The following is a 24,386-nucleotide window of genomic DNA, read 5'->3' as shown; positions in this document are numbered from 1 at the left end:
CCGCTTTCGCGAGCAAGCCCGCTCCCACATTTGTCCTGTGTTGGACCTGAGAGTAAAGATGACCTCACTCAACCTCACCGCCCTCGCCTGGACCCCACCAGGCCACGAGCACTGTCATCACCAGTTCCAACTGCGTGACGCCAGCCTGCACGTGAACGCCGGTGAGTTCGTCGGGCTGATCGGGCCCAACGGCAGCGGCAAGACCAGCCTGCTGCGCTGCGCCTATCGGTTCAGCAAACCGGCTGACGGTGAGGTGCTGCTGGAACACCAGAACGTCTGGAAGCAATCCTCGAAGTGGTGCGCGCAACGCATTGCCGTGGTGCTCCAGGAGTTTCCCGACGCCTTCGGCCTGCGGGTGGATGAAGTGGTCGCCATGGGCCGCACACCGCACAAGGGCCTGTTCGACAGCGATACGCTTGAAGACCAGAACCTGATCCGCCAGGCCCTCGAATCCGTCGGCCTGCTGGGCTTTGAAGACCACGCCTTCGCCACCCTCTCGGGCGGAGAAAAGCAGCGGGTGATCCTCGCCCGCGCCCTGGCCCAGCAACCGCAACTGCTGATCCTCGACGAACCGACCAACCACCTCGACCCGCGCTACCAGTTGCAATTGCTGCAACTGGTCAAGCGCCTGAACATCGGCACCCTCGCCAGCATTCATGACCTGAACCTGGCCGCGGCGTTCTGCGATCGGCTGTATGTGATCAACCACGGGCGCATCGTCGCCAGCGGCACACCTCACGAAGTGCTGACCGCCGAATTGCTGCGCGAAGTGTTCGGCGTTGAAGCATTGATCGACACTCACCCCTTGTCCGGCTACCCCCGAATCACCTGGATAACCCAACCATGATCCTGCGCTCCCTGCTGTCTCTCGCGTTGCTGCTCGGCACTTCCCAAGCGTTCGCCGAAGCGACCCATTACCCGCTGAAAATCCAGAGCTGCAACCGCGAAGTGACCTTCGCCGAGGCACCAAAACACGCGGTCAGCCACGACATCAACATGACCCAGATGATGCTCGCCCTGGGCCTCAAGTCGCACATGGCCGGCTACAGCGGCGTGACCGGCTGGAAGTCGGTCACCCCGGAAATGGCGCAGATTCTCGACGGCCTGCCGGAACTGGCGAGCAAATACCCGTCGGTGGAAACCCTGCTCAACGCCAACGTCGACTTCTTCTTCGCCGGCTGGGACTACGGCATGCGCGTCGGTGGCGACCTCACCCCGCAAACCCTGCAACCGTTGGGCATCAACGTCTACGAGCTGACCGAGTCCTGTGCCTTCGTGATGAAGCGCCCGGCGGCCACACTGGAAGACACCTATAACGACCTGCGCAACCTGGGCAAGATCTTCGACGTGCAGGACCGCGCCAATGCACTGATCGCGCAGATGCAGGCACAGGTCGCCCAAGTGCAGGAAAACCTGCCGGCCGACAAGCCCCGCGTGTTCCTCTACGACAGCGGCGAAGACCGCGCCATGACCTCCGGCCGCCTGGGCATGCCCCAGGCGCTGATCGACGCCGCCGGTGGGCGCAACATTCTCGATGACGTGGACGCCAGCTGGACCCGGGTCAACTGGGAAACCGTGGTGGAGCGCAACCCGCAGGTCATCGTGATCGTCGACTACAGCGAAATCACCGCCGAGCAAAAAGAGCAGTTCCTGCTGAACAACCCGGCGCTGCAATCGGTGGACGCGATCAAGAACCAGCGCTTTATCGTGATCCCCTACGTGCAAGCCACGCCGGGCATCGACAACGTGCTGGCGGTTGAAACCCTGGCCAAGGGGTTTCACGGCGAATGATCACCCGTCGCTATGCCCTGCTGCTGAGTGCCCTCGGCGCGTTGTTGCTGATCTCGTGCGTGGTCTCGCTGGGGTTCGGCTCGGCGCGGGTACCGGTGGACGTGGTGTGGCGGATCCTGCTGCATAAAGCCTTCGGCGTTGGCGAGGTGGACTGGAGCGCGGGGCAGGAACATATCGTGTGGCTGATCCGCGTGCCGCGCATGTTGCTCGGTGCCCTGGTGGGCGCCGGGCTGGCGTTGATCGGTGCGGTGTTGCAGGCGGTAACGCGCAACCCGCTGGCGGATCCGCACCTGCTGGGCGTGACTTCCGGCGCCACCCTCGGCGCAGTGATCGTGGTGCTGCATGTGGGTGAAGTGATCGGCTTGCTGACCCTGCCCATCGCGGCGTTCATCGGTGCGTTGCTGAGCATGATCGTGGTGCTGGCGGTGGCCAGTCGCAACGGTCGGCTGGAGAGTGACCGCCTGCTGCTGTGCGGGGTGGCGGTGTCGTTCGTGATGATGGCCGTGGCGAATTTGCTGCTGTTCATGGGCGACCATCGCGCGGCCTCGGCGGTGATGTTCTGGATGCTCGGCGGCCTCGGGTTGGCGCGCTGGGAACTGCTGGCCATTCCCTTCGCCACCGTGTTGCTGGGGCTGGTGTTGCTGCTGGGGATGGCTCGCCCGTTGAACGCGCTGATGGCCGGCGAACAGACCGCCGTGACCCTGGGCCTGAACGCGCGCAATGTGCGGCTCAAGGTGTTCCTGATCGCCTCGCTGATGACCGGCGTGCTGGTGTCCATCAGCGGCTCCATCGGCTTTGTCGGGCTGATGGTGCCGCACATCGCCCGGCGCCTTGTAGGTGCCGAACACCGGCGTTTGCTGCCGGTGTGCGTGCTGTTGGGCAGTGTGTTCCTGGTGTGGGTGGATGTGGCGGCCCGCACAATGATTGCCCCCGAAGACCTGCCCATCGGCGTGGCCACGGCGGCCATTGGCGGGTTGTTTTTTATCGGGCTGATGCGGCGGCGTTAAACCCCCTGGTCGGCCTGCTTGAATGCATGCAACAAGCGTCGCGCCACCTGGCTGCGGGGTTGCCAGAAGCGATCGGTTTCCAGGATGGTCAGCTTGCCCGAGGTCGCCAACCGGCGGATCACCTCGCTGGGCTTGACCTTCACCACACCCGTGTCTTCGTCGATCCAGTCATCGCGCAGCAACTGGCTTTCGTCCGCGTGATAGCTGGGCTCATACACAATCAACGCGCCGTGAACCGGGGTGAAGTAGTAACGCGCCCCCGCGATCTTGTCCTGGCGCAGCATCTCGATGAACCCGCGAATTTCCTTCTGGGCAATGAAGTTGTGGGCCAGGCCTTCTTCGTAGCGATCCGCCAGATGCTGGCGCTCGGTGTCGAGCTTGAACAACTGCTGGACGCCCATCACCTTGTAGCCCGCCGGGTAGCGGGTCGATGTGCCGGGGTAGCCGAGGTTCATGATGCCTTCGAACAATGCCTTGTAGGCCGGTGTGTCCGGCCGCAGTCCCACGGCCACCGAGGGGCCCGGGTCTGCCACCGGTTGCACGGCGATGAAGGTGTCGCTGTCGCCGTTGCCCAGCACCGCTCCCAGCCGCGCCTGATGCTCCAGCGGCACAACCTGTTGCCATACCTGGCGCGCGGCATCGTCCGGGTGGGCGCACAACGGGCCCAGGGCCATGCGGGTATCGCGCACTGCCAGTGTCGTGGCCAGGCGCTTTATCCGGGGCAACAAGGCATCCCAGAACGGGCTGCTGTCGAGTACCCGCAGCTCGCCGGACTCCACCAGTTTCAACACATGGCTGTCGATGCTGCCACGACTGTTGAGGTGTTTCAGATACGCCGCCTGCCGGCGGCTGGAATCCCAGTCCGGGTCGATCCTCACCGCCTGGTACCGAAACAGTGAGCCGTCGGCACACGACACATGCAACGCCAGGAACCGCTCACTCTGTGCCACCCGCAAAAAGCTCAGCGCCGCCAGCACCACGGCCGGAGCCATCAGTTGCGCGTAGCCTTCGGCCTGGGGCAACTCGGGCGCAGCGCGCTGCGGCAGCCTCAGATACAGGCCTTGCAGGCTGTACCCGCTCGGCAACTGCCCGCGCAGGAACGCCCGGTCGAGGGCAAAGCCCAGGTCGTCGCCCTTGACCGGTGCGCAGGCGACAAAATGCCCATTGTCGGAGGACTTGAGAATCACGCCAAAACTCAAATCGGCGCGCCCCTGGGCGTATTGATGACCATGGCGTGCCGCGTCGTCGGCATGCTTGAACACCGGGCCCAGCTGCCGATCCGCCACCGCATGGACCGCCGCCTGCGGCGCAACGTAGGCCAGGCCGGGCATCCAGCCCGGCGGCACACGCTGGGCAGTGCCCCACAACGGGCCGCCCTCCAGTACCTGCAAAGTCCCCACCCGCGCCAGCTGATTGACCAGCTCGGTGGGGCTCTTGCGGCCACTGCGCATCTGCTGCTCGATGGCATTGCTGTAAGGGTCGTGCAACGCCAGGCTGTTGGGGGCCAGGGAGGTTTCCAGGTGGCTGAGCAACTGCGTCGTTTCGTTGCGCTGGCCTGAGTCCAGCAAGCTGCGCTCGGCATCCTGGGTACTGAAGCCGATGAGTGAGCCGTCGGGCGTCAGCAGGTATTCGTGGGTCCACAGGTGACCCGACTTCAGGGCGGTCTCCAGTACTTTGGTCGAGAACAGGTTTTGATACACCGCGTTTTCTTCAGAGGGTAACCAGAACTCCAGCACCCGGGCGACACGTGACCGGTAGCGCGCGACCATTTTCCAACCAGGGGCCAGCAGCGCCTGGCTGACGTCCAGGCCCGGCAGGATGACGTTCGGGTCGAAGTCTTCACTCAACACCGGCACCGCCAGGGTCGCGACAAACTTGCCGTTGCGCTGCAACACCAGCCCGCCTTGCAGCGTGTCGCGCTGTGTGCCCAGCTGTTGGTGGGCGTAACGCACCGCATCGGCCTGGTTGCTGAACAGCGGGCTCAATGGGCGACGCATAAAGTTGGCGAAGGCGGTCCATGGGGCCTGGCTGACATCCAGTTTACCCGCCAACGCCCAGCATTCGCTCGGCACCAAAACGCTCAACCAGCTCAACTTCGCCACTTCGTTGACAAACCCGACCGCCGAGAGCTGCCCGCTGGCCATCAAGGTCTGCACGTCTTCATAGACCCCCGACGGCTGGCGGACCGGGTTGAACAGCGTCGATGCCACCGGCGTTTGTACCTGCAGCAGCGCCTGGTCCAGTGTCGAGATAAACACCGGCAAGCCCGTCAGTGCGCCTGTCTCCCGTTGGCGCTTGGCCTCGACGGTGGCACTGGCCAGATCCCCGGCCGAAATAAAATGCTGCGCCAGCCAGTGTTCGGCGGTGGTCAGCCCCTGTGGCATCCAGTTGCGCCGGTAAACCAAGGCGTGCAGTTGATAACCCGCGGGGTAAATGAACTCGCCTTCGTCATCCACGGCAAACACGGCGCTCAAGGCGAACAGCCCGGCCCTATCCCAGGCGGGTACAAGCTCGGAGCAGACAAAGGCGTCCTGATCGCGATGCTTGAGCATGAAACCGAAACCGGTTTGCGTAGGTGCTTCATGGTCCAGGCGCGTGTGCAGTGCCCGAGCCGCGTCAGCGGCACTGGCGCAGACCGGGCCATAGGCAATCTGCTCCGGACGTTCGCGCCGGGGTATCGGCAGGCGTGGCCGCCAGTGTTCGGCGATCAGCCCCGGCGCGCCCCACAACGGGTTGGCCTGCACCACCCGCACGCTGCCGGCCGCCGCCACCTGGCTGATCCACTCCCGCGCCGTCAGCGTGCCGCTGGCCAGGTTGAGGGCCGTTGGGCTGCGATGGGGCAAGGGGTCGAGCGCCTTGAACAGGTTCGCCTGGGCGGCAGAGTCGATCAGGTCATACGCCAGCAAACAATCTTCGGCGCCCGACAGGTAGGCCACGGACACCTGTTGGCGATTGCGGATCAGCGTGTGCACGTCCAGGACGCTGAACATCTGCGCCTCCAGGCAGGCATCGTCCCGCGACCAGCCCGGGCGCTGCAGGCGCTCGGGTTCCAGCAACGAAACCCCGCGGCTGGAACCGTACACGGCCTTCAGCATGTGACCGGGCGGGAGCAGTGAGCGGCCCTTGACGTCCTGGGGGTAGACAACGCCCAGGGCAAAGCGCCCGGCGTCGCTGGCCGGCAATGGCTCAGTGGCCACGTAGAGACCGTCCGGGCGCTGCAGGATATAGCCGCAGTATTCGCCCTCACGCCAGCTGCCGATTTGCCCGTGGGCGTAGCGTGCCGCGTCTTCTATCTGGAGAAACCCGCGGCTCAGTTGCGGGCGGGGTGCCAGGGCGTAAGGTCGCCAGGTGTCGGCGACCAGCCCCGCCACATCCCACAACGTGCCCGGTTGCAACACCGACAGCGCCCCGGCGGCGGCGACCTTTTGGATCATCTCGTGGGGCGTCACGGTGGCGGCCCGCAGTTCATCCCCCAGCCCGTTGTCCGTCACCCGGCCATCGGGCAGCACCTGGTAGAGCTGGCTTTCCTCGGCCGAGCCGGAGGCGTCATAGGCCAGCTGAGCGCCGTCCGCCGTGCTGAGGTAGAAGGCCAGATTGCTCTCGGGGTGGATGCGCAGCGCGGCAATCCCCTGGGCAAAATCCGTGGTGTCGATAAAGCCCTCGTACAACCAGGGTTCGGCGCCGATGCCGGTGGCGTCCGGTGCGCTGCGGCAGTACCAGCCACGCAGGGCGAAGCCTGGCGGCAGGCTGGCATTGCCAAAAACATTCGCCAACACGAAAAGGGTTTCGCCGGCGGGTATCGGTGCGCAAGGCTCGCTGACCACATACTGCTCTGCACTCGAGTGCTTGAGGATGCAACCGACTCGCCGGCCATCCGCCGTTGCCTGCATACGGTCATGGGCATAAAGGGCGGCGGTTGCCAGGTCAGTGAAAACCCAGCTCAGGGGCATATCAATGGGGGCTGCGGCGGCGAAAGGCGTTTCGGGCTCCCAGGTGGCCGGGACCCGGCCCTGGACGTTGTACCAGGTCTCATCCGCCAGCAGCACCGTCAACTCACCGAGTTTTACCAGCTCTTTGATCAGCCCTTCACGCGTGCCGTCAAAACCTTGTACGCGGGCCACACCTTGGCCATCGCGTTCAACTTGTGCCAGGTACTCGCCGAATTCACGCTCGGCCCGAGAGCCGCTGACAGCGTATTTGATCAACGTACCGTTCGTTCCGCTGGTGTAAAGCACCTTGATCTGATCGGAAAAAACCAGCGTCATGTCGATTGCTTGAGTCGACGGTGTACTGATCAGGAACGCCAGCTGTCGCGAGGTTTTTTGAGGATAGTTGGCACGCACCTCGGCCAGGTCGTAGACAGGTCGATTGAACTCGCCAACCATTTGGTGCCCTTCAAGCTCGACCCGCGTCAGAGCGTTGTCGTTGGGCAATGCCCCGCCCCACAACGACAGCCACCTGTCAGGGTCTGACAGCCTGGAGGCCACAAACAGCCCATCGCTGCGCTTGAAGACGTAAGCCTGGAGAAAAGAGCCGTGGGGTGAACCCACCTTGTAATGCAGGTAGCGTGCGACATCATCGGCAGTGACGAAGGCAGGGCTCAGCGACGCATGGACTTTCGCGAAGGCGCGCCATTGCGGTCCTACCACCCCGGCCTTGTCCCATATCCGTCCGGGCTCAACCACCGTCAGCGTGCCCACGGCAGCCACTTGCCGGACAAACTCGGAAGGGCTCAAGGTAGCGTCCTTCAAGCGTCCGTCGAGATCCGCGCCGCGATTGGCGAACAGCTGGGCCTGCGCCTGCGAGCCGGTGCAGTGGTACATCAGCAGCGCGCCGTCGTTGGCGCGCAAGTAAAAGTGCAAGCCCAGGTCGTCGGTCCCCGCCATCATCACCACGGCAGCCAACGCAGAAGCCGTGAAGAAGTTTTCCGCCAGCCACGACTCTTTCGCCACGGTCGGTTTCGCTTGCGGTGATAGGGAGCAGTAAATACCGAAGGTCAAAAACTCACTGTCCGCCTTGTGCACTTTTGGCAGTGACAACTTGCCACTGGTCAGCGCAAACGCCGCCTTGAGTTCATCCGACGGAAATTCGGCCACGTACTGGTTCGACGCGCTTTTGTACAGGTAGCCAAAGAGACTCTCCTGCCGTGCAACCCCCAGCGGCGGCAAGACTGATCGCACCGCGTCCTGCCACCGGCGGCTGACTTGGCTGGCGAGAGGCGCCAGTGCGTCCTGCCCGATTTGCGACAGGGTTTGATTGAGGGTCCACGGCGCCAGCAGTTGGCCAGGCTTTCCACCCAGCTCGGCGTTGGCAACGATGACCCGCAGGTAGCCGGCCCTGGCCGTCTGATTGATAAAGGCGATGTAGTCGTCGAAATCGGCCGCAGGCTTGGCCGCCATCAACGTGTTCAAGAAGCTGGCCTCAGTCGCAGAGCCGCTGCTTTCATACTGGATGAGCGAGCCATAGAACCCGGACAGGTAGTAACGGGGGCACAGCATGCGCACCTGGATGATGATGCGCAGGATATTGATGGGGAAAAAGCTGCGATCCAGGCGGCGCTGCGCGCCTGTCCAGTGCTGTATCTGCGCGGAGCGTCGGGTGCCATCCTCGCCGCGCGAACTGTACAGGGCGTGAACGCTGTGGCCCTCGTACGCCAGGAAATTCCTGTTGGCATCGACCTTGAGCAGGTCGCTCTGGAAATCGAATGCAGTGGCGGTGCCGGCCACCGGCACGCTTGGGAGGTACATCCCGTCATCACGCTTGAAAACCAGCCCGCCAAATACCGTCTCGCGCCGGTTGCCGATCTGTTGATGCGCCCAATGGGCGGCATCGTGATCGGTAACGAACGCCGGCCCCAGATGGGGAACCGGCCTGCGCGTGCTCGCCACTTGATCGTCTTGAATGTGAGTACTGTCCATGTTCATCGTCACTTGAGTGAAGTTAAGAAAACTGGCGCTGCCCCTGGGTTGCCGGGGGCACCAGGCAGGCTTCACTTTCAAGGGTTTGGCTGGACGCAGGCATTAGATAGTTAAGGCTCGGGGCGCCAGGCACCATCAGGGTGCGCCTGCACGCACAGCCTGCGTTGATTGGCGCCGCATTGGTGCATCGCCCACCCCCACAGCCCGGTCACGGCTCGCGCGCACCACGATTGCGCGCCCCGGCACAGCCTTTGCAATCACTCCCTCATCACATCATTGAGTCATGGAGATTGCACAATGAAGCGTCGCAGCTTGATCAAGGCTTTCACACTGTCGGCATCCATCGCCGCGATGGGCATGACCTGGACGGTACAGGCCGCCGAGACCATCAAGGTCGGCATCCTGCACTCGCTGTCCGGGACCATGGCGATCTCCGAGACCTCGCTCAAAGACATGGCGCTGATGACCATCGACGAGATCAACGCCAAGGGCGGCGTGAACGGCAAGATGCTTGAACCGGTAGTGGTGGACCCGGCTTCCAACTGGCCGCTGTTCGCTGAAAAGGGCCGCCAGTTGCTGACCCAGGACAAGGTCGCCGTGGTGTTCGGTTGCTGGACCTCGGTGTCGCGCAAATCGGTATTGCCGGTGTTCGAAGAACTCAATGGCCTGCTGTTCTACCCGGTGCAATACGAAGGCGAAGAGATGTCGCCGAACGTGTTCTATACCGGTGCGGCGCCGAACCAGCAGGCGATCCCGGCGGTGGAATACCTGATGAGCGAAGAAGGCGGCGGCGCCAAGCGCTTCTTCCTGCTGGGCACAGACTACGTGTACCCGCGCACCACCAACAAGATTCTGCGTTCGTTCCTGCACTCCAAAGGCGTAGCGGATAAAGACATCGAAGAGGTCTACACCCCGTTCGGCCACAGCGATTACCAGACCATCGTGGCCAACATCAAAAAATTCTCGGCCGGTGGCAAGACCGCAGTGATCTCCACCGTGAACGGCGACTCCAACGTGCCGTTCTACAAAGAGCTGGCCAACCAGGGCCTGAAGGCTACCGACGTACCGGTCGTCGCCTTCTCCGTGGGTGAAGAAGAACTGCGCGGCATCGACACCAAGCCGCTGGTGGGCAACCTCGCCGCCTGGAACTACTTCCAGTCGGTGGAGAACCCGGTGAACAAGAAATTCGTCGCAGACTGGAAAGCCTACGCCAAGGCCCACAACCTGCCGGGCGCGGACAAAGCCGTGACCAACGACCCGATGGAAGCCACCTACGTGGGCATCCACATGTGGGCGCAGGCGGTGGAGAAAGCCAAGTCCACCGACGTCGACAAAGTACGTGAAGCCATGGCCGGGCAGACCTTTGCCGCGCCGTCCGGCTTCACCCTGACCATGGACAAGACCAACCACCACCTGCACAAGCCGGTGATGATCGGCGAGATCCAGTCTGACGGGCAATTCTCGGTGGTGTGGCAGACCCAGGAGCCGATTCGTGCCCAGCCGTGGAGCCCGTATATCCCTGGCAATGACAAAAAGCCGGATTACGCCGTCAAGAGCAACTAAGACCGACTCGGTCTAAATGTGGGAGCGGGCTTGCTCGCGAAAGCGGTGTGTCAGTCGACGCATCCGAAACTGAGCCAGCGCTTTCGCGAGCAAGCCCGCTCCCACATTGTCCGTGCATGATCAGGACATTTTGTATGCCCACTGCCCTATACCGCTTCATCCTCGCCGCCCTGCTGTTGCTGCCCCTCGCCGCACACGCCAGCGACGCCGAAGACTTCATCAACGCCAACCCGATGCAACAAGCCAAGCTGCTCCAGGACTGGGCCGCCCAGCCCGACCCGGAGCGCATCGAGCTGGTGGACGCCCTGCAACAAGGCCAGATCAGCGTCAACGGGGAAACCAAGACCGTACGCCTGAACAACCGCCTGCGCGGCCTGATCGACAACGTGCAAGCCAGCCAGGAATTGCTCGCTGCCGACCCCAAGGTGCGCCTTGCCGCCGCCCAGACTCTGCAAAAAAGTGCACAACCTGCGCAGCTGAAATTCCTCGACCAGCAACTCGCCGGCGAAACCAATGATGACGTACACACAGCCCTCAGTCTCGCCCTGGCCAACCTGCAACTGGTAGACCCCGACCCGGCCGTGCGCCTGGCCGCCGTGCGCTTGCTCGGCGGCACCGGCGACCCGCTGGCCCGCACTCGCCTGGAAGCCCTGCTCGCCCCCGGCGTCGAAGCCGACGCCACGGTGCACACCGCCGCCGAGACCAGCCTGGCCCAGGTCAAACGCAAACTGATGGTGGGCGAGATTCTCGGCCAGGCCTTCAGCGGCATGTCCCTGGGCTCGATCCTGCTGCTGGCGGCGCTCGGCCTGGCGATCACCTTCGGCCTGCTCGGGGTGATCAACATGGCCCACGGCGAGATGCTGATGCTCGGCGCCTACTCGACCTATGTGGTGCAGTTGCTGATGCAGCGCTACGTGCCCCAGGCCATCGAGTTCTACCCGCTGATCGCGCTGCCGGTGGCGTTTTTTGTCACCGCCGCCATCGGCATGGCCCTGGAGCGCACGGTGATTCGTCACCTCTACGGCCGCCCGCTGGAAACCCTGCTCGCCACCTGGGGCATCAGCCTGATGCTGATCCAACTGGTGCGCCTGGTGTTCGGTGCGCAGAACGTTGAAGTGGCCAACCCCGAGTGGCTGTCCGGGGGAATCCAGGTGCTGCCCAACCTGGTGCTGCCGTACAACCGCATCGTGATCATCGCCTTCGCGCTGTTCGTGGTGGTGCTGACTTGGCTGCTGCTGAACAAGACGCGCCTGGGCCTCAACGTGCGCGCCGTCACCCAGAACCGCAACATGGCCGCCTGCTGCGGCGTGCCCACCGGACGCGTGGACATGCTCGCCTTTGGCCTCGGCTCCGGCATAGCGGGCCTCGGTGGCGTGGCCCTGAGCCAGATCGGCAACGTCGGCCCGGACCTCGGCCAGAGCTACATCATCGACTCGTTCCTGGTGGTGGTGCTCGGCGGCGTCGGCCAGTTGGCCGGTAGCGTCATGGCCGCCTTCGGCCTGGGGATAGCCAACAAGATTCTTGAGCCGCAGATCGGTGCCGTACTCGGCAAGATCCTGATCCTCGCGCTGATCATTCTGTTCATCCAGAAACGCCCGCAAGGACTCTTCGCACTGAAAGGACGGGTGATCGACTGATGAACCAGCCATTGATGCTTACGGCCGCGCAAAAGGCCGGCCCCAAGGTGACCGTCGCGGTCGGTGCAGTGGTGCTGATCCTGCTGCTGGCGCTGCCGTTGTTCTCGCTGTTGTCACCGGAAAATCCGCTGCACGTTTCCGCCTATACCCTGACGTTGGTGGGCAAGATTCTGTGCTATGCCATCGTCGCCCTGGCGCTGGATCTGGTGTGGGGTTATGCCGGGATGTTGTCCCTCGGCCACGGCCTGTTCTTTGCGCTGGGCGGTTATGCCATGGGCATGTACCTGATGCGCCAGGCGTCCGGCGATGAGCTGCCGGCGTTCATGACCTTTTTGTCGTGGACCGAGTTGCCGTGGTACTGGACCGGCACCAGCCACTTCCTCTGGGCAATGTGCCTGGTGGTGTTGGCGCCGGGATTGCTGGCACTGGTGTTCGGGTTCTTCGCCTTCCGCTCACGGATCAAGGGCGTGTACTTCTCGATCATGACCCAGGCCCTGACCTTCGCCGGGATGCTGTTGTTCTTCCGCAACGAGACCGGGTTCGGCGGCAATAACGGCTTTACCAATTTCCGTAGCATCCTCGGGTTTGGCATCACCGAGCCGGGCACGCGAGCGGCGCTGTTTGTGGCCACCGTGGTGTTGTTGGTGGCGAGCCTGTTCATCGGCTGGCGCCTGGCCCAGAGCAAGTTCGGCCGGGTACTGACAGCGCTGCGGGATGCGGAAAATCGCCTGATGTTCTGCGGCTACGACCCGCGTGGCTTCAAGCTGTTCGTGTGGGTGTTGAGCGCGGTGCTGTGTGGTTTGGCGGGCGCGTTGTATGTGCCGCAAGTGGGCATCATCAACCCCAGCGAAATGTCGCCGACCAACTCCATCGAGGCCGCTGTGTGGGTGGCCCTCGGCGGGCGTGGAACCTTGATCGGCCCGCTGCTGGGCGCCGGTGTGGTCAACGGCATGAAGAGCTGGTTCACCGTGGCGTTTCCTGAGTATTGGCTGTTCTTCCTCGGTGCGCTGTTCATCATCGTCACCCTGTACTTGCCCAAGGGTGTGATTGGCCTGCTGAAGAAAAGGGGCGACCAATGAGAATTACAGCGACGGCGGAATTCATGCTCGAGCCCATTCTTGAACCGAACAAAGACCAAGGCAGCGCCCGCGATGCCATTGGCCTCGGTCAGGCTGCCGGCAAAGGCCTGAACACCCGCCACGGCACGATCCTGACCCTGGAAGACATCAGCGTCAGCTTCGACGGCTTCAAGGCGTTGAACGACTTGAACCTGTACATCGGCGTCGGCGAATTGCGCTGCATCATCGGCCCCAACGGCGCGGGCAAGACCACGCTGATGGACGTGATCACCGGCAAGACCCGGCCCAGCCACGGCAAGGCCTGGTTCGGCGAAACCCTCGACCTGACGAGCATGAGCGAAGTGCAGATCGCCCAGGCCGGCATCGGTCGCAAGTTCCAGAAGCCCACGGTATTCGAAGCCCTCAGCGTGTTTGAAAACCTGGAGCTGGCGCAGAAGACCGACAAATCGGTGTGGGCCAGCCTGCGGGCGCGCTTGAGTGGTGAGCAGAAAGACCGCATCAGCGAAGTGCTCGACACCATCCGACTCACCGCTTCAGTCAATCGCCCGGCCGGCTTGCTGTCCCACGGCCAGAAACAGTTCCTGGAAATCGGCATGTTGCTGATGCAGGACCCGCAACTGTTGCTGCTGGATGAACCGGTGGCGGGCATGACCGATGCCGAAACCGAGTTCACCGCCGAGCTGTTCAAGCGCCTGGCGGGCAAGCATTCGCTGATGGTGGTGGAACACGACATGGGCTTTGTCGGCTCGATTGCCGACCACGTGACGGTGTTGCACCAGGGCAGCGTGCTGGCCGAAGGGTCGCTGGAACAGGTGCAGGAAAATGAGCGGGTGATCGAGGTTTACCTCGGCCGCTGAACCTGATCGTTCCCACGCTCCGCGTGGGAATGCATCCGGTGACGCTCTGCGTCACACGGCGGACGCGGAGCGTCCATTGCGGCATTCCCACGCAGAGCGTGGGAACGATCATTAAGGGGAACTGAACATGCTGCAAGTCGACAAGCTGCACCAGTACTACGGCGGTAGCCACATCCTGCGCGGGCTTTCCTTTGAGGTAAAAGTCGGCGAAGTCACCTGCCTGCTGGGCCGCAACGGCGTGGGCAAGACCACCTTGCTCAAGTGCCTGATGGGTTTGCTGCCGGCCAAGGAAGGTGCGGTGAACTGGGAAGGCCGCGCCATTACCGGCTTCAAGCCGCACCAGCGGGTGCACGCCGGTATCGCTTACGTGCCCCAGGGCCGGGAGATTTTTGGCCGCCTGACAGTGGAAGAAAACCTGCTGATGGGCCTGTCACGCTTCCCCGGCTCCGAAGCCAAGGAAGTGCCCGCCTTCATCTACGAGCTGTTCCCGGTGCTGCTGCAAATGAAGCAACGCCGGGGTGGTGACTTGTCCGGCGGCCAGCAACAGCAGCTGGCTATCGGTCGGGCCCTGGCCAGCCGCCCGCGCCTGCTGATCCTCGATGAACCCACCGAAGGCATCCAGCCGTCGGTGATCAAGGAGATCGGCGCGGTGATCAAGAAGCTCGCGGCACGCGGCGACATGGCGATTCTGCTGGTGGAGCAGTTCTATGATTTTGCCGCGGAACTGGCCGACCAGTACCTGGTGATGTCCCGGGGCGAAATCGTCCAGCAGGGGCGTGGAGAAAATATGGAAAGCGAGGGTGTGCGCGGGCTCGTTACGATCTAATCTGTAGCGTCCTAACGATAAGCACTGACCATGACCCTACCTGCCCCCACCGCGCTGTTCACCCCAAGCTGGCACGCCGAGCTGGAACTCGGCTACGCGCGTTTCGGCGACACCACGCGCCCAGTGATGCGCCGCCACCTCGGCCCACTGCGGGTGCAAAAGCATCTGTACGCCGAAGGCCCCGAGGTGTGCCAGCACATCATCGTGCACCCGCCGGGCGGGATTGCCGGCGGTGATCGTCTCGATATCAGCGCCCATGTCGCCGAAGGTGCGTGGGCGCAACTGACCAGCCCCGGCGCGGCCAAGTGGTACCGCGCCGGCGGGCCGGCGTATCAGAAACTGGAGCTGACGGTTGAGGCGGGCGCGACGCTGGAATGGCTGCCGCAGGAGACCATCGTGTTCAGCGCCGCCCAGGCCGAACTCACCACGCGCATCGACCTGCAAGGCGATGCCCGGCTGTTTTACTGGGACGTGGTCGCCCTCGGGCGCCCCGCCAGCGGCGAGCGTTTCGACCTCGGGCACTTCCAGTCGCACCTGGATATCCGCCGCGACGGCCAGTTGATTTGGCATGAGCGCCAGCGCATTGTGGGCGCCGACGGTTTGCTCGACTCACCCATCGGGCTGGACGGGCAACCGGTGTTTGCGACCTTGCTGGTGACCGGCGAAATCGACCCTGAACTGCTCGAGCAATGTCGCTCCCTGCCCCACCCGGTACGCGGCGACCTGACCCAATTGCCCGGCCTGCTGGTGGCCCGCTGCCTGGCCAGTGAAGCGCTGCTGGCGCGAGCCTGGCTGATCGCACTGTGGCGCCTGCTGCGCCCGGCCGTACTGGGCCGCGAGGCTGTATCACCGAGAATCTGGAGCACATGAAGATTAAAAATGTGGGAGCGGGCTTGCTCGCGAATGCAGTGGGTCAGGCAAAGATGCATTCACTGACAGACCGCATTCGCGAGCAAGCCCGCTCCCACATTGGATCTCCGGTGTTTTTACGAATGTATTTCATAGTGGACCTTGAACGATGGACCTGACCCCACGGGAAAAAGACAAACTGCTGATCTTCACCGCCGGCCTGGTAGCCGAGCGACGGTTGGCGCGCGGTGTGAAGCTCAACTACCCGGAAACCATCGCCTACATCTCCGCCGCGTTGATGGAAGGCGCCCGCGATGGCCGCACCGTCGCCGAGCTGATGCACTTCGGTACCACCCTGCTCACCCGCGAACAGGTGATGGAAGGCATCCCGGAAATGATCCCGGACATCCAGGTGGAAGCCACCTTCCCCGACGGCACCAAGCTGGTCACCGTCCACCAACCCATCGCCTGAGGCCCGACCATGTCCTTTTTGATTCGTGATGCGGTGCACGCCGATTTGCCAGGGATTCGCGATATCTACAACGACGCGGTGCTCAACACCACGGCGATCTGGAACGAACAACCGGTAGACCTGGGCAACCGCCAGGCCTGGTTCAGCGCTCGTCAGTCGCAGTTTTATCCGGTCCTGGTGGCCGTCGAAGACGAGCAGGTCATCGGCTATGCCTCGTTCGGTGACTGGCGGCCCTTTGAGGGCTTTCGCCACACCGTCGAACACTCGGTGTACGTGCGCAACGACCAGCGCGGCAAAGGCCTCGGCCCACAGTTGATGCAGGTGCTGATCGAGCGGGCGAAAACCTGCGACAAACACGTGATGGTCGCCGCCATCGAAAGCGGCAACCAGGCCTCGATCCGCCTGCATGAGCGCCTGGGTTTCATCACCACCGGGCAGATGCCCCAGGTCGGCACCAAGTTCGGCCGCTGGCTGGACCTGACCTTCATGCAACTGACGCTCAACCCAGGCGCTGTGCCGCCCAAGGAGTGACACTGATGAACGCCCAACTGCGTCGAGTCAATGCCGAAAGTTTTGCCCATTACCGCCCGGGTTTGATTGAGCTGTTGCTGGACGCCGTGAAGCACGGCGCATCGGTGGGCTTCATGGCCGACTTCGATGAAGCCCAGGCCGGCACTTATCTCAACGGCGTGCAGGCCAGTCTTAACGATGGCAGCCTGCTGCTGTGGGTGGTGGTGCGTGATGAACACGTCATCGCCAGCGTGCAATTGGCGCTGTGCATGAAAGCCAACGGCCTGAACCGCGCCGAAGTGCAGAAGCTGCTGGTGCACAGCGAGGCCCGGCGCCGTGGCCTTGGCCAGCAACTGATGAGCGCCCTGGAACTGAGCGCCCGCCAGTACAAACGCGGGCTGCTGTACCTGGACACCGAAGCCGGCTCCGGCGCCGAAGCCTTCTACCAGTCGCTGCGTTATACCAAGATCGGTGAATTGCCCAACTACTGCCAAAGCCCGGACGGGCGCTACACCCCGACCGCCATCTACTTCAAGACCCTGGGACAACCTGCATGATTCCTGGCGAATTTCAGATCCAGCCTGGCGACATCGAACTCAACGTGGGCCGGCGCACCGCCACCCTGAGCGTGGCCAACAGCGGCGACCGGCCGATCCAGGTTGGTTCCCACTATCACTTTTTCGAGACCAACGACGCACTGACGTTCGACCGTGCCGCCAGCCGTGGCATGCGCCTGAACATCCCGGCCGGCACCGCCGTGCGCTTTGAGCCGGGGCAGAGTCGTGAAGTGGAACTGGTTGAGCTGAGTGGCAAACGCCGGGTGTTCGGGTTTGCCGGGCGCATCATGGGCGACCTGGATTAATGATCGTTCCCACGCTCTGCGTGGGCATGCATCCTGTGACGCTCCGCGTCACGACCTTCAAGAGCGGACGCAGAGCGTCCAGGGCGACATTCCCACGCAGAGCGTGGGAACGATCAGGAACTAAACACATGAAGATTTCCAGACAAGCCTACGCCGACATGTACGGCCCCACCGTTGGTGACAAGGTCCGCCTGGCCGACACCGAGCTGTTCGTCGAAGTCGAACAGGACTTCACCGTCTACGGCGAAGAAGTGAAGTTCGGCGGCGGCAAGGTGATCCGTGATGGCCAGGGCCAGAGCCAATTGCTCGCCCATGAGGTGGTCGACACCCTGATCACCAACGCGCTGATCATCGACCACTGGGGCATCGTCAAGGCTGACGTCGGCCTGAAAAACGGCCGCATCGCCGCCATCGGCAAGGCCGGCAACCCGGACATCCAGCCCGGCGTGACCATCTGTGTCGGCGCCAGCACCGAAGTGATTGCCGGTGAAGGCATGATACTCACCGCCGGCGGCATCGATACCCACATCCACTTCATTTGCCCGCAGCAAATCGAAGAAGCACTGACCAGCGGCGTCACCACCATGATCGGCGGCGGCACCGGGCCGGCCACCGGCACCAACGCCACCACCTGCACCTCCGGCCCATGGCACCTGGCGCGCATGCTCCAGGCCTCCGACTCGTTCCCGATGAACATCGGCTTCACCGGCAAGGGCAACGCCAGCCTGCCGGAGCCGTTGATCGAACAAGTGAAGGCCGGTGCCATTGGCTTGAAGCTGCACGAGGACTGGGGCACCACGCCGGCGAGCATCGACAACTGCCTGAGCGTCGCCGACGAGTACGACGTGCAGGTGGCGATCCACAGCGACACCCTCAACGAATCCGGCTTTGTCGAAACCACCCTCGCCGCCTTCAAGGGCCGCACCATCCACACCTACCACACCGAGGGTGCCGGTGGCGGTCACGCGCCAGACATCATCAAGGCCTGTGGCTTCCCCAACGTGCTGCCCAGCTCCACCAACCCGACCCGGCCGTTCACCCGCAACACCATCGACGAACACCTGGACATGTTGATGGTCTGCCATCACCTGGACCCGAGCATTGCCGAAGACGTGGCCTTTGCCGAAAGCCGCATCCGCCGCGAAACGATTGCCGCCGAAGACATCCTTCACGACCTCGGCGCGTTCTCGATGATCAGCTCCGACAGCCAGGCCATGGGGCGGGTTGGCGAGGTGATCACACGTACCTGGCAGACCGCCGACAAGATGAAAAAACAGCGCGGGCGATTGCCTGGCGACGGCGAAGGCAATGACAACTTCCGCGCCAAACGCTACATCGCCAAGTACACCATCAACCCGGCGATTACCCACGGCATCAGCCACGAAGTGGGCTCGATTGAAGTGGGCAAGTGGGCCGACCTGGTGCTGTGGCGCCCGGCGTTTTTCGGGATCAAGCCGACGCTGATTCTCAAGGGCGGCGCGATTGCCTCAAGCCTGATGGGCGACGCCAACGCCTCGATCCCGACGCCGCAACCGGTGCACTACCGCCCGATGTTCGCCAGCTTCGGCAGCTCGCTGCACGCCACCAGCCTGACCTTTATCAGCCAGGCGGCGTTGGCGGCAGGCCTGCCGGAGCAGTTGGGGTTGAAGAAGCAGATCGCCGTGGTCAAGGGTTGCCGCGCGGTGCAGAAAACCGACTTGATCCACAACGATTACCTGCCGGATATCGAGGTTGACCCGCAGACCTACCAGGTCAAGGCCGACGGTGTGTTGCTGTGGTGTGAACCGGCGGATGTGCTGCCGATGGCGCAGCGTTACTTTCTGTTCTGAAGCGCGATTTCCAGAGCCTCGTCAGTGAGCCTCTGGAGAATCGCCTTGCGCTCCTCGTGCAGTTTCACCGCAAGCGCATCATAGACGTCCTGGTGCATGGGCGTGCCGGGAGGAAAATCCTCAACCGACTTGTCCAGCATCAGGGCCGAATTGCGCAGGGTATTGCGCAGGGCCATCTTCTGCGACTCAAGCAATCGACCATTGGCCGCCAGATCATTCAGGGCACTCGTCAAGTCTTCCAGCGCCGCCCTTTTGCGCGTCAGCCAGACAAAGGCCGCGGGGGTCGAACGCTCAAGGTACTCACCCCAGAAGTCCAGCTCGACGAGCGCATCCCTGAGCAGGTCGCCCTCCTCCAATGCCATGACCCGATCAAAAGCATCGTCCAGCATCTGCGGGGTGACGTCGGGTTCCGGGTACATCACATCCGCTGATTGCCAGGGCAGCTCAAGCCGTTGGGCCAACCCGGTGGAAAACGCCAGATGGACCCCCACTTCGTCGATAGCCCGTTCGGGGTTTCCAGCAGAGTCGGTTCCCCGGTCCCGATCATTGGGGAACTTGCGGCCTTGCTCACTCAATGCCGCCACCCGGGCGCGAGCAATTTCTCCCAGCTTGTTGAGCCGGGTCCTGCCTTTGGCCACCGTCAACATCAGTTGCTCGACCACGTCGGGGTGAGGGTTGGTCCAAGCCTCATACACCATCACTTCGATCCCCATGGCATTGAACAATTGGGCACCCGCATCAACGCAGCTGGTAGGCGCCCTCGCCATGTCGAAAAGCTTCTCACGCAGCCGGGTGTCGTCGTACATGGCGCGCAACATTCGCCAGACCTTGGCCGTAAGGTCTTGCGCGAAGTCTTCCGACATTGCATCGGCAGACTCGCTCAACTTGCGGATTTCGTTAAAAAACGGTTCGGCGCCCCTGGACTCTTCCAAGGCATTCCATAGGGGCTGCAAGTCCCTCCACTGCATGTCGGTGAGGCCGGACTTCCATTGGATGCTGTCCTGCATCCCTCGGGGTGGAAACTGCCGCTCCGGGTCCATACCTACAGATGCAATGTACTGCTTGAGCTGGCGAAGGCCTTCGGGCGTCAGCAAGGAGCGAGTAACACGGGTGCGCGCAAGAATCGCAGCCTGCGCTGAACCTGGCTCGACTATCGGCACCTCGAGCGCATTACCTTCCAGGTCCAGGTTGAACTCGCGAGGCCGGGGCCTGGCGAAGATCCCAATGGGCCAACCACGTTGCCCGGTATCGCCCAATGAAACGTGATACAGCCGGCGCATCCGGCTGATGTCCGGCGCCATGCCCAGCGGATTGGACTCCAGCTCGAGTGTCTGGAGCCGGGTGAGGTTCTTCAATCGGTTGACGGCCGCGACGTCCAGCACAATCTCGTTATCCGCCAGTATCAACGTCTCAAGCCTGGGCAGATGCTCAAGCAACAGGGGCAGGCGAGTGAGCTGGTTGTCTTCCAGGTTGAGGGTGCGCAAGCCGCGAAAGGGAGCCAGGAAAGGCTCGACGGCATTGGTCAGTTCCGCACTGGATATTTCCAGGTAAGTGACATGATCAAAGTTGGCGCTCAGCGCCGGAAGCGACGCCAACTGAGGTTGTATGTCAATCTCGCTCACTTCGATCTTCTGGCCCAGGGGATTGCCGGAACTATCCACATCAACCTCACCGTTACGCCTCCAGGCGCGAATCAACACCTTGCGCAGTTCTTTACGGATGGCACGCTGCTCTCGGTATTCAGCGCTATTGGCCTCACCAAAGCCCTGGATCGGTGATGCTTCCCAGGTCTCCAAGGTGGAACGGAGCATTTCGTACTCCTGCTCCAGAGAGATGAGCCAGGTGTCGTCGGCCGGCGTGTAAGGTGCACGCAGTTGGGTAATCTGCACTTCGTCAAAAGTGGGGTAGAGGGCTTTGATACGCTGGCGAACGTTGTGCTCCCAGGAGCCCGCACCACGACCACTCCAGGCATAACCGATCCGCCCGCGAGAAGAGCGCTGCGGCGAAATGAAAAAGGGTGAGCCCAACGGTTGCATGCCCAGCACCTTGCGCAGGCCGGCACGGGACAGGGCGTGCTGTTGAATCAACCTTCCAAGTTGCGGCCCCTGCCCGACCTCTGGCAACCCCACGGACTGGCGATGGGCCTCCGGCAGTGCGTGCTGCAAGGAATCGTACAAGCTATCGACCCCATGTAACTCGTTGCCCTGGGTGTCAAACACCTGATACTGACCATCGCCCACTCGCACCAGCAGTTTGAGGTTGCTGGACCCAGGCAGGCCATAGCTGGCACGCAGGCGCCCGCTCACCGAGCCTTCGTGCACTTCAATGCGCAGGCTGTCCCGCCAACCGGGAAGGTGCTCAAGGGTATTGAGCACCAGGGCTTCAGTGTCAGCATTGGCCAACGCATCCAGGTACAGCCCTTCATACGCCCGGGCCAGGCGCAATTCCCCGAGTTTCTGGCGCGCTTGCTGCGCCAGCTCCAGGGGAATCTTGCGATTGTTGACCAGGCTCGCCCGCTGCGAGGGGCTGGCACCTTCCAGCAGTTCCTCGACCATGACCGCGGGCAGGCTTTTGAAGTCGCGCGCGAACAGTTGCAGTTCGGCGCTGCCAGGCGATGACCGCCCGAGGTAAAGGCTGTCGAACACCCGCCGCAGGGACTGTTTTGCATAGATTCCCAGGCGAGCCTGCAACGCCTGGCTACGCAGCGCGGCCCCGTAGGGCATATGCTGGCCGAGCAGGTTTTTAAGCTGCTCCTCGGGCAAACTCTCGACGATCAACGCCGGCAGCTTGCCGCCGAACAGGTCGATGCGGCTGATGCTGATCAGTTCCGTCCCGGGCGCATGAGGTTGGCCATACAACGCAGCTGTCCTGCTGGTGCCCTGGCCGTCAAATACTTCGATGGTCCTGCCGGGCGGCCAGCCGGTCATTTCCACCATCAACGACGCGGCGTAGCTACCCAGGTCCATCGACATCGACCCCGCAAGGATCTGCCCACTCAAGCTTTCGGCACGCCCGTAAGCCCGCATGCGCACCGCCGTATCGAGTGTGATGGCCGGAGTGGGCTCGCTTTCCACGTACAGCCGGCGCAGCACGCTTTCGTCGGTGTCACTGATCTTGCGCACCTGCTCCAACTGCGTATCGCTCAGGCCTTCCATTACATGGCTCAGTCGCCGCATCAGCGGAGCACCTTGCCACGTCAGGGGCTCATCGGCCTCATGGGTCCAGGCGCCAGAACCGTTGTTGACGATCTGAGGCTCATACGCCTCGGGCCTGCTGGGGTGCTGGACCCGGTACACGCCCGGTTCGTCTTGCGCGGTCACGGCGTAGCGATTGCCGTCCACCGACACGACCTGGCGCCCATTGACGGCATGTAGTCCCGCCTGGTCGGGAACCGAGCCTGCCGGCAGTCGGATGTCCTGCGCATAGGGCGCAAGGTCCGGCTTCCACAAGCGGGCCTTGCCCGACGGCAGCCTGACCGCCTTGAGTCCTTCGATAAACGGCGACAGGCTGATATGCAACGCAGCGCCGCCCACCGCCAGTTGCGCGAGATTTTCCAGCACGTCAGCGATATGCGCCCAGCCGGCCTCGCGGTCACCCTGGCAGAGTTCAACCACGCCCTCCAGCACTTCGTACAGCAGTTGCCCGGCCGTGACCACCGCCATCAGTGCACCCAAGGGCGGAATGAACATCGACACCAGGTTCAAGGTGAACAGGCCGATGTTCATCAGATGCGCCATCCGCCGGTCGTGGCCAGCCGCGTCGGTGTGAGCGGTGGGTATCGCCATGCTCAACCCATCGTCGAGTGCGCGCTTGCGCATGTCGGCGTACAGCTCGTCCCAAGGGTCGACGTCGATCCACAGCCCCTTGATCGGGTGGGCGTTGAGGTTCAGGTTTGGCTGGTCCTGCGGCGTGCGGCTGATATGTCGCGGGGACTTTATGACGGCGTTGATCGCCTGGAGTTCGGTAAGGGATTTTCTAGCGTAGTACTGTCGCCACGCTGGATCAGGGCCCAGGGCCACGCGCCTTTGCGGTTCATCGACGCGTTTCTCGGTGAACCGCCCGTAGTAGTAAGCCAGGTATTTTTTCCCGATGAACCGTGAGAAAAACTGTTGGTGGGCCGTGACCTGACCCCCCCTGCTGTCCCAATAGTCCTCTGGCCTGTAAGCGGTCAGCTCACGGGTCGTTTCCTCTGCATAGTCGGCAAAGGTTTTGTAGCGCTTGATGGGGTGCTCGGGGTGGTCGGGGATGTAGACGATAAGCCAGGTGCCATACCCATGCTCCACGCTCGGGTCGATCATGAGGCAGCCGTGCATTTGCAGTTCCATGATACTGGGCCAGCGGTGCCAGACCTGCTTGCCTTCGTGCTTGATGCGTCGCTCGCCATTGGCGATGCGCAGCAATAGCGCGTAGTCGTCGCTGCGAATATCACCTTTGAGCAACGCCACGTAGGCGGCGGCTCTGAAGGCGTCCTTTTGCCGGGTGATAAAGCGTTCACGCAGCAGGTTCCTGGACACGGTTTGCACGGGCAGCAGGTAGGTGGTGAGGTGTTCCTGGTACAGCCTGCCCAGGTCCAGGTCGCGGCATAACCGGGCGAAGGTCTCGATCGTCAGGGTCGTGGTATGGCGCTCGAAACGGCCATCGGCGCCGGGAGCGGTGATAAAGCCTGAAGCACTGTCGAAGAACCCGGCGCGGGTCTCGCGCGCTTCAAAATTGTTCAAGGCCGCTTGCAACAGGGACAAAGTCTTGGTCCGGTAGCCTGTCGCTAGTCCTTCGACCGGTACATAGAGGCGCAGATGCACCTGGTTGACGTCCAGCTCAAACCCGGCGGCCTTCAACGCGGCTTCAAGCAATGGCCGGGCGAAGGCGTTGACCTCTTGCACCTTGCCGGTCGCTTGCTCCAGTGCAGTGTGAGACTTGATGCTCGCCTCCAACAGGTTTTGCAGCGCAGCCTTCTGTGCCGGGGTGGTGGCCACATACCAGGCGGGGATCTCTGGCTTGGCCTGCGTGATGGCTGCACGCAGGGCAGGAGATGCGCTGACCAGGCTTTCGGGGATGGCGGCTTTGATCTGTGCATAGTGACGCCCTTCGCCGCCCGGCAGGAGCGAGGAGGAGGCTTGAGGTGCTGGCATAAACGAGTACCGATAGGGAAATTAAGGCAATGACCTTAATCAGTCGCCCCCGGCACT

At 62.8% G+C, this 24,386-nt stretch carries 16 protein-coding genes; 14 read left to right on the top strand and 2 right to left on the bottom strand.

The window, feature by feature from the left end; all coding sequences use genetic code 11:
* Positions 1 to 58 precede the first annotated feature (58 nt).
* The 3 genes from V6607_RS03150 to V6607_RS03140 are packed head-to-tail and all read left to right on the top strand — an operon-like array spanning position 59 to position 2,798.
* Entirely contained in the window at positions 59 to 847 is a 789-nt protein-coding gene (locus V6607_RS03150; RefSeq protein WP_102605722.1) for an ABC transporter ATP-binding protein, read from the top strand.
* Positions 844 to 1,791 carry an ABC transporter substrate-binding protein gene (locus V6607_RS03145; protein ID WP_008439045.1) on the top strand — a complete coding sequence of 316 codons (948 nt, stop codon included), beginning with the start codon at positions 844 to 846 and terminating at the stop codon, positions 1,789 to 1,791. The genes V6607_RS03150 and V6607_RS03145 overlap by 4 nt, the downstream gene beginning before the upstream one ends.
* On the top strand, positions 1,788 to 2,798 hold the full coding sequence (locus V6607_RS03140; protein WP_003217368.1) for an iron ABC transporter permease: 1,011 nt from the start codon (positions 1,788 to 1,790) through the stop codon (positions 2,796 to 2,798). Before V6607_RS03145 ends, V6607_RS03140 begins: the two co-directional genes overlap by 4 nt.
* Here V6607_RS03140 and V6607_RS03135 read toward each other — a convergent pair.
* The gene (locus V6607_RS03135) at positions 2,795 to 8,716 is read right to left on the bottom strand and encodes a hypothetical protein (RefSeq protein ID WP_134325659.1); all 5,922 of its coding nucleotides are present in this window, start codon (positions 8,714 to 8,716) and stop codon (positions 2,795 to 2,797) included. The genes V6607_RS03140 and V6607_RS03135 overlap by 4 nt on opposite strands.
* 297 nt (positions 8,717 to 9,013) lie before the next feature.
* On the opposite strand from V6607_RS03135, the gene urtA reads away from it, so the two are divergent.
* From urtA to ureC, 11 genes are all read left to right on the top strand, one after another.
* Entirely contained in the window at positions 9,014 to 10,279 is a 1,266-nt protein-coding gene (gene urtA, locus V6607_RS03130; RefSeq protein WP_003217372.1) for an urea ABC transporter substrate-binding protein, read from the top strand.
* A 134-nt stretch (positions 10,280 to 10,413) separates the two neighbouring features.
* The gene (urtB, locus tag V6607_RS03125) at positions 10,414 to 11,916 is read left to right on the top strand and encodes an urea ABC transporter permease subunit UrtB (protein ID WP_134325658.1); all 1,503 of its coding nucleotides are present in this window, start codon (positions 10,414 to 10,416) and stop codon (positions 11,914 to 11,916) included.
* On the top strand, positions 11,916 to 12,995 hold the full coding sequence (gene urtC / locus V6607_RS03120; RefSeq protein ID WP_008439056.1) for an urea ABC transporter permease subunit UrtC: 1,080 nt from the start codon (positions 11,916 to 11,918) through the stop codon (positions 12,993 to 12,995). Before urtB ends, urtC begins: the two co-directional genes overlap by 1 nt.
* Positions 12,996 to 13,018: 23 nt before the next feature.
* Positions 13,019 to 13,852, top strand: coding sequence for an urea ABC transporter ATP-binding protein UrtD (gene urtD, locus V6607_RS03115; protein ID WP_017478392.1), 834 nt, complete (start codon positions 13,019 to 13,021; stop codon positions 13,850 to 13,852).
* A gap of 127 nt (positions 13,853 to 13,979) precedes the next feature.
* Complete coding sequence (gene urtE / locus V6607_RS03110; protein ID WP_003217380.1) at positions 13,980 to 14,678, top strand: urea ABC transporter ATP-binding subunit UrtE; 699 nt, start codon at positions 13,980 to 13,982, stop codon at positions 14,676 to 14,678.
* A gap of 30 nt (positions 14,679 to 14,708) precedes the next feature.
* Positions 14,709 to 15,548: an urease accessory protein UreD gene (locus V6607_RS03105; RefSeq protein ID WP_003217381.1), complete on the top strand. Its 840-nt coding sequence runs from the start codon at positions 14,709 to 14,711 to the stop codon at positions 15,546 to 15,548.
* A 148-nt stretch (positions 15,549 to 15,696) separates the two neighbouring features.
* The gene (gene ureA / locus V6607_RS03100) at positions 15,697 to 15,999 is read left to right on the top strand and encodes an urease subunit gamma (RefSeq protein ID WP_003217383.1); all 303 of its coding nucleotides are present in this window, start codon (positions 15,697 to 15,699) and stop codon (positions 15,997 to 15,999) included.
* A gap of 9 nt (positions 16,000 to 16,008) precedes the next feature.
* Positions 16,009 to 16,530 carry a GNAT family N-acetyltransferase gene (locus V6607_RS03095; RefSeq protein WP_003217385.1) on the top strand — a complete coding sequence of 174 codons (522 nt, stop codon included), beginning with the start codon at positions 16,009 to 16,011 and terminating at the stop codon, positions 16,528 to 16,530.
* 5 nt (positions 16,531 to 16,535) lie between these two features.
* Positions 16,536 to 17,066 (top strand): GNAT family N-acetyltransferase, encoded by a 531-nt coding sequence (locus V6607_RS03090; protein ID WP_134325657.1) that lies wholly within the window; start codon positions 16,536 to 16,538, stop codon positions 17,064 to 17,066.
* A complete protein-coding gene (locus V6607_RS03085; RefSeq protein WP_003217389.1) occupies positions 17,063 to 17,371 on the top strand; it encodes an urease subunit beta in 309 nt (102 codons plus the stop codon). Before V6607_RS03090 ends, V6607_RS03085 begins: the two co-directional genes overlap by 4 nt.
* A gap of 128 nt (positions 17,372 to 17,499) precedes the next feature.
* Positions 17,500 to 19,200: an urease subunit alpha gene (gene ureC / locus V6607_RS03080; RefSeq protein WP_003217391.1), complete on the top strand. Its 1,701-nt coding sequence runs from the start codon at positions 17,500 to 17,502 to the stop codon at positions 19,198 to 19,200.
* Here ureC and V6607_RS03075 read toward each other — a convergent pair.
* Entirely contained in the window at positions 19,185 to 24,329 is a 5,145-nt protein-coding gene (locus V6607_RS03075) for a DUF6543 domain-containing protein (protein WP_134325656.1), read from the bottom strand. The two genes, ureC and V6607_RS03075, sit on opposite strands and share 16 nt — an antisense overlap.
* Positions 24,330 to 24,386: the final 57 nt, after the last annotated feature.

The organism is Pseudomonas sp. KK18 (assembly GCF_037094675.1).
Classification (GTDB): domain Bacteria; phylum Pseudomonadota; class Gammaproteobacteria; order Pseudomonadales; family Pseudomonadaceae; genus Aquipseudomonas.
Note: the sequence above shows the minus strand (reverse complement) of the source record. Positions and strands in the feature narration are given on the sequence as shown.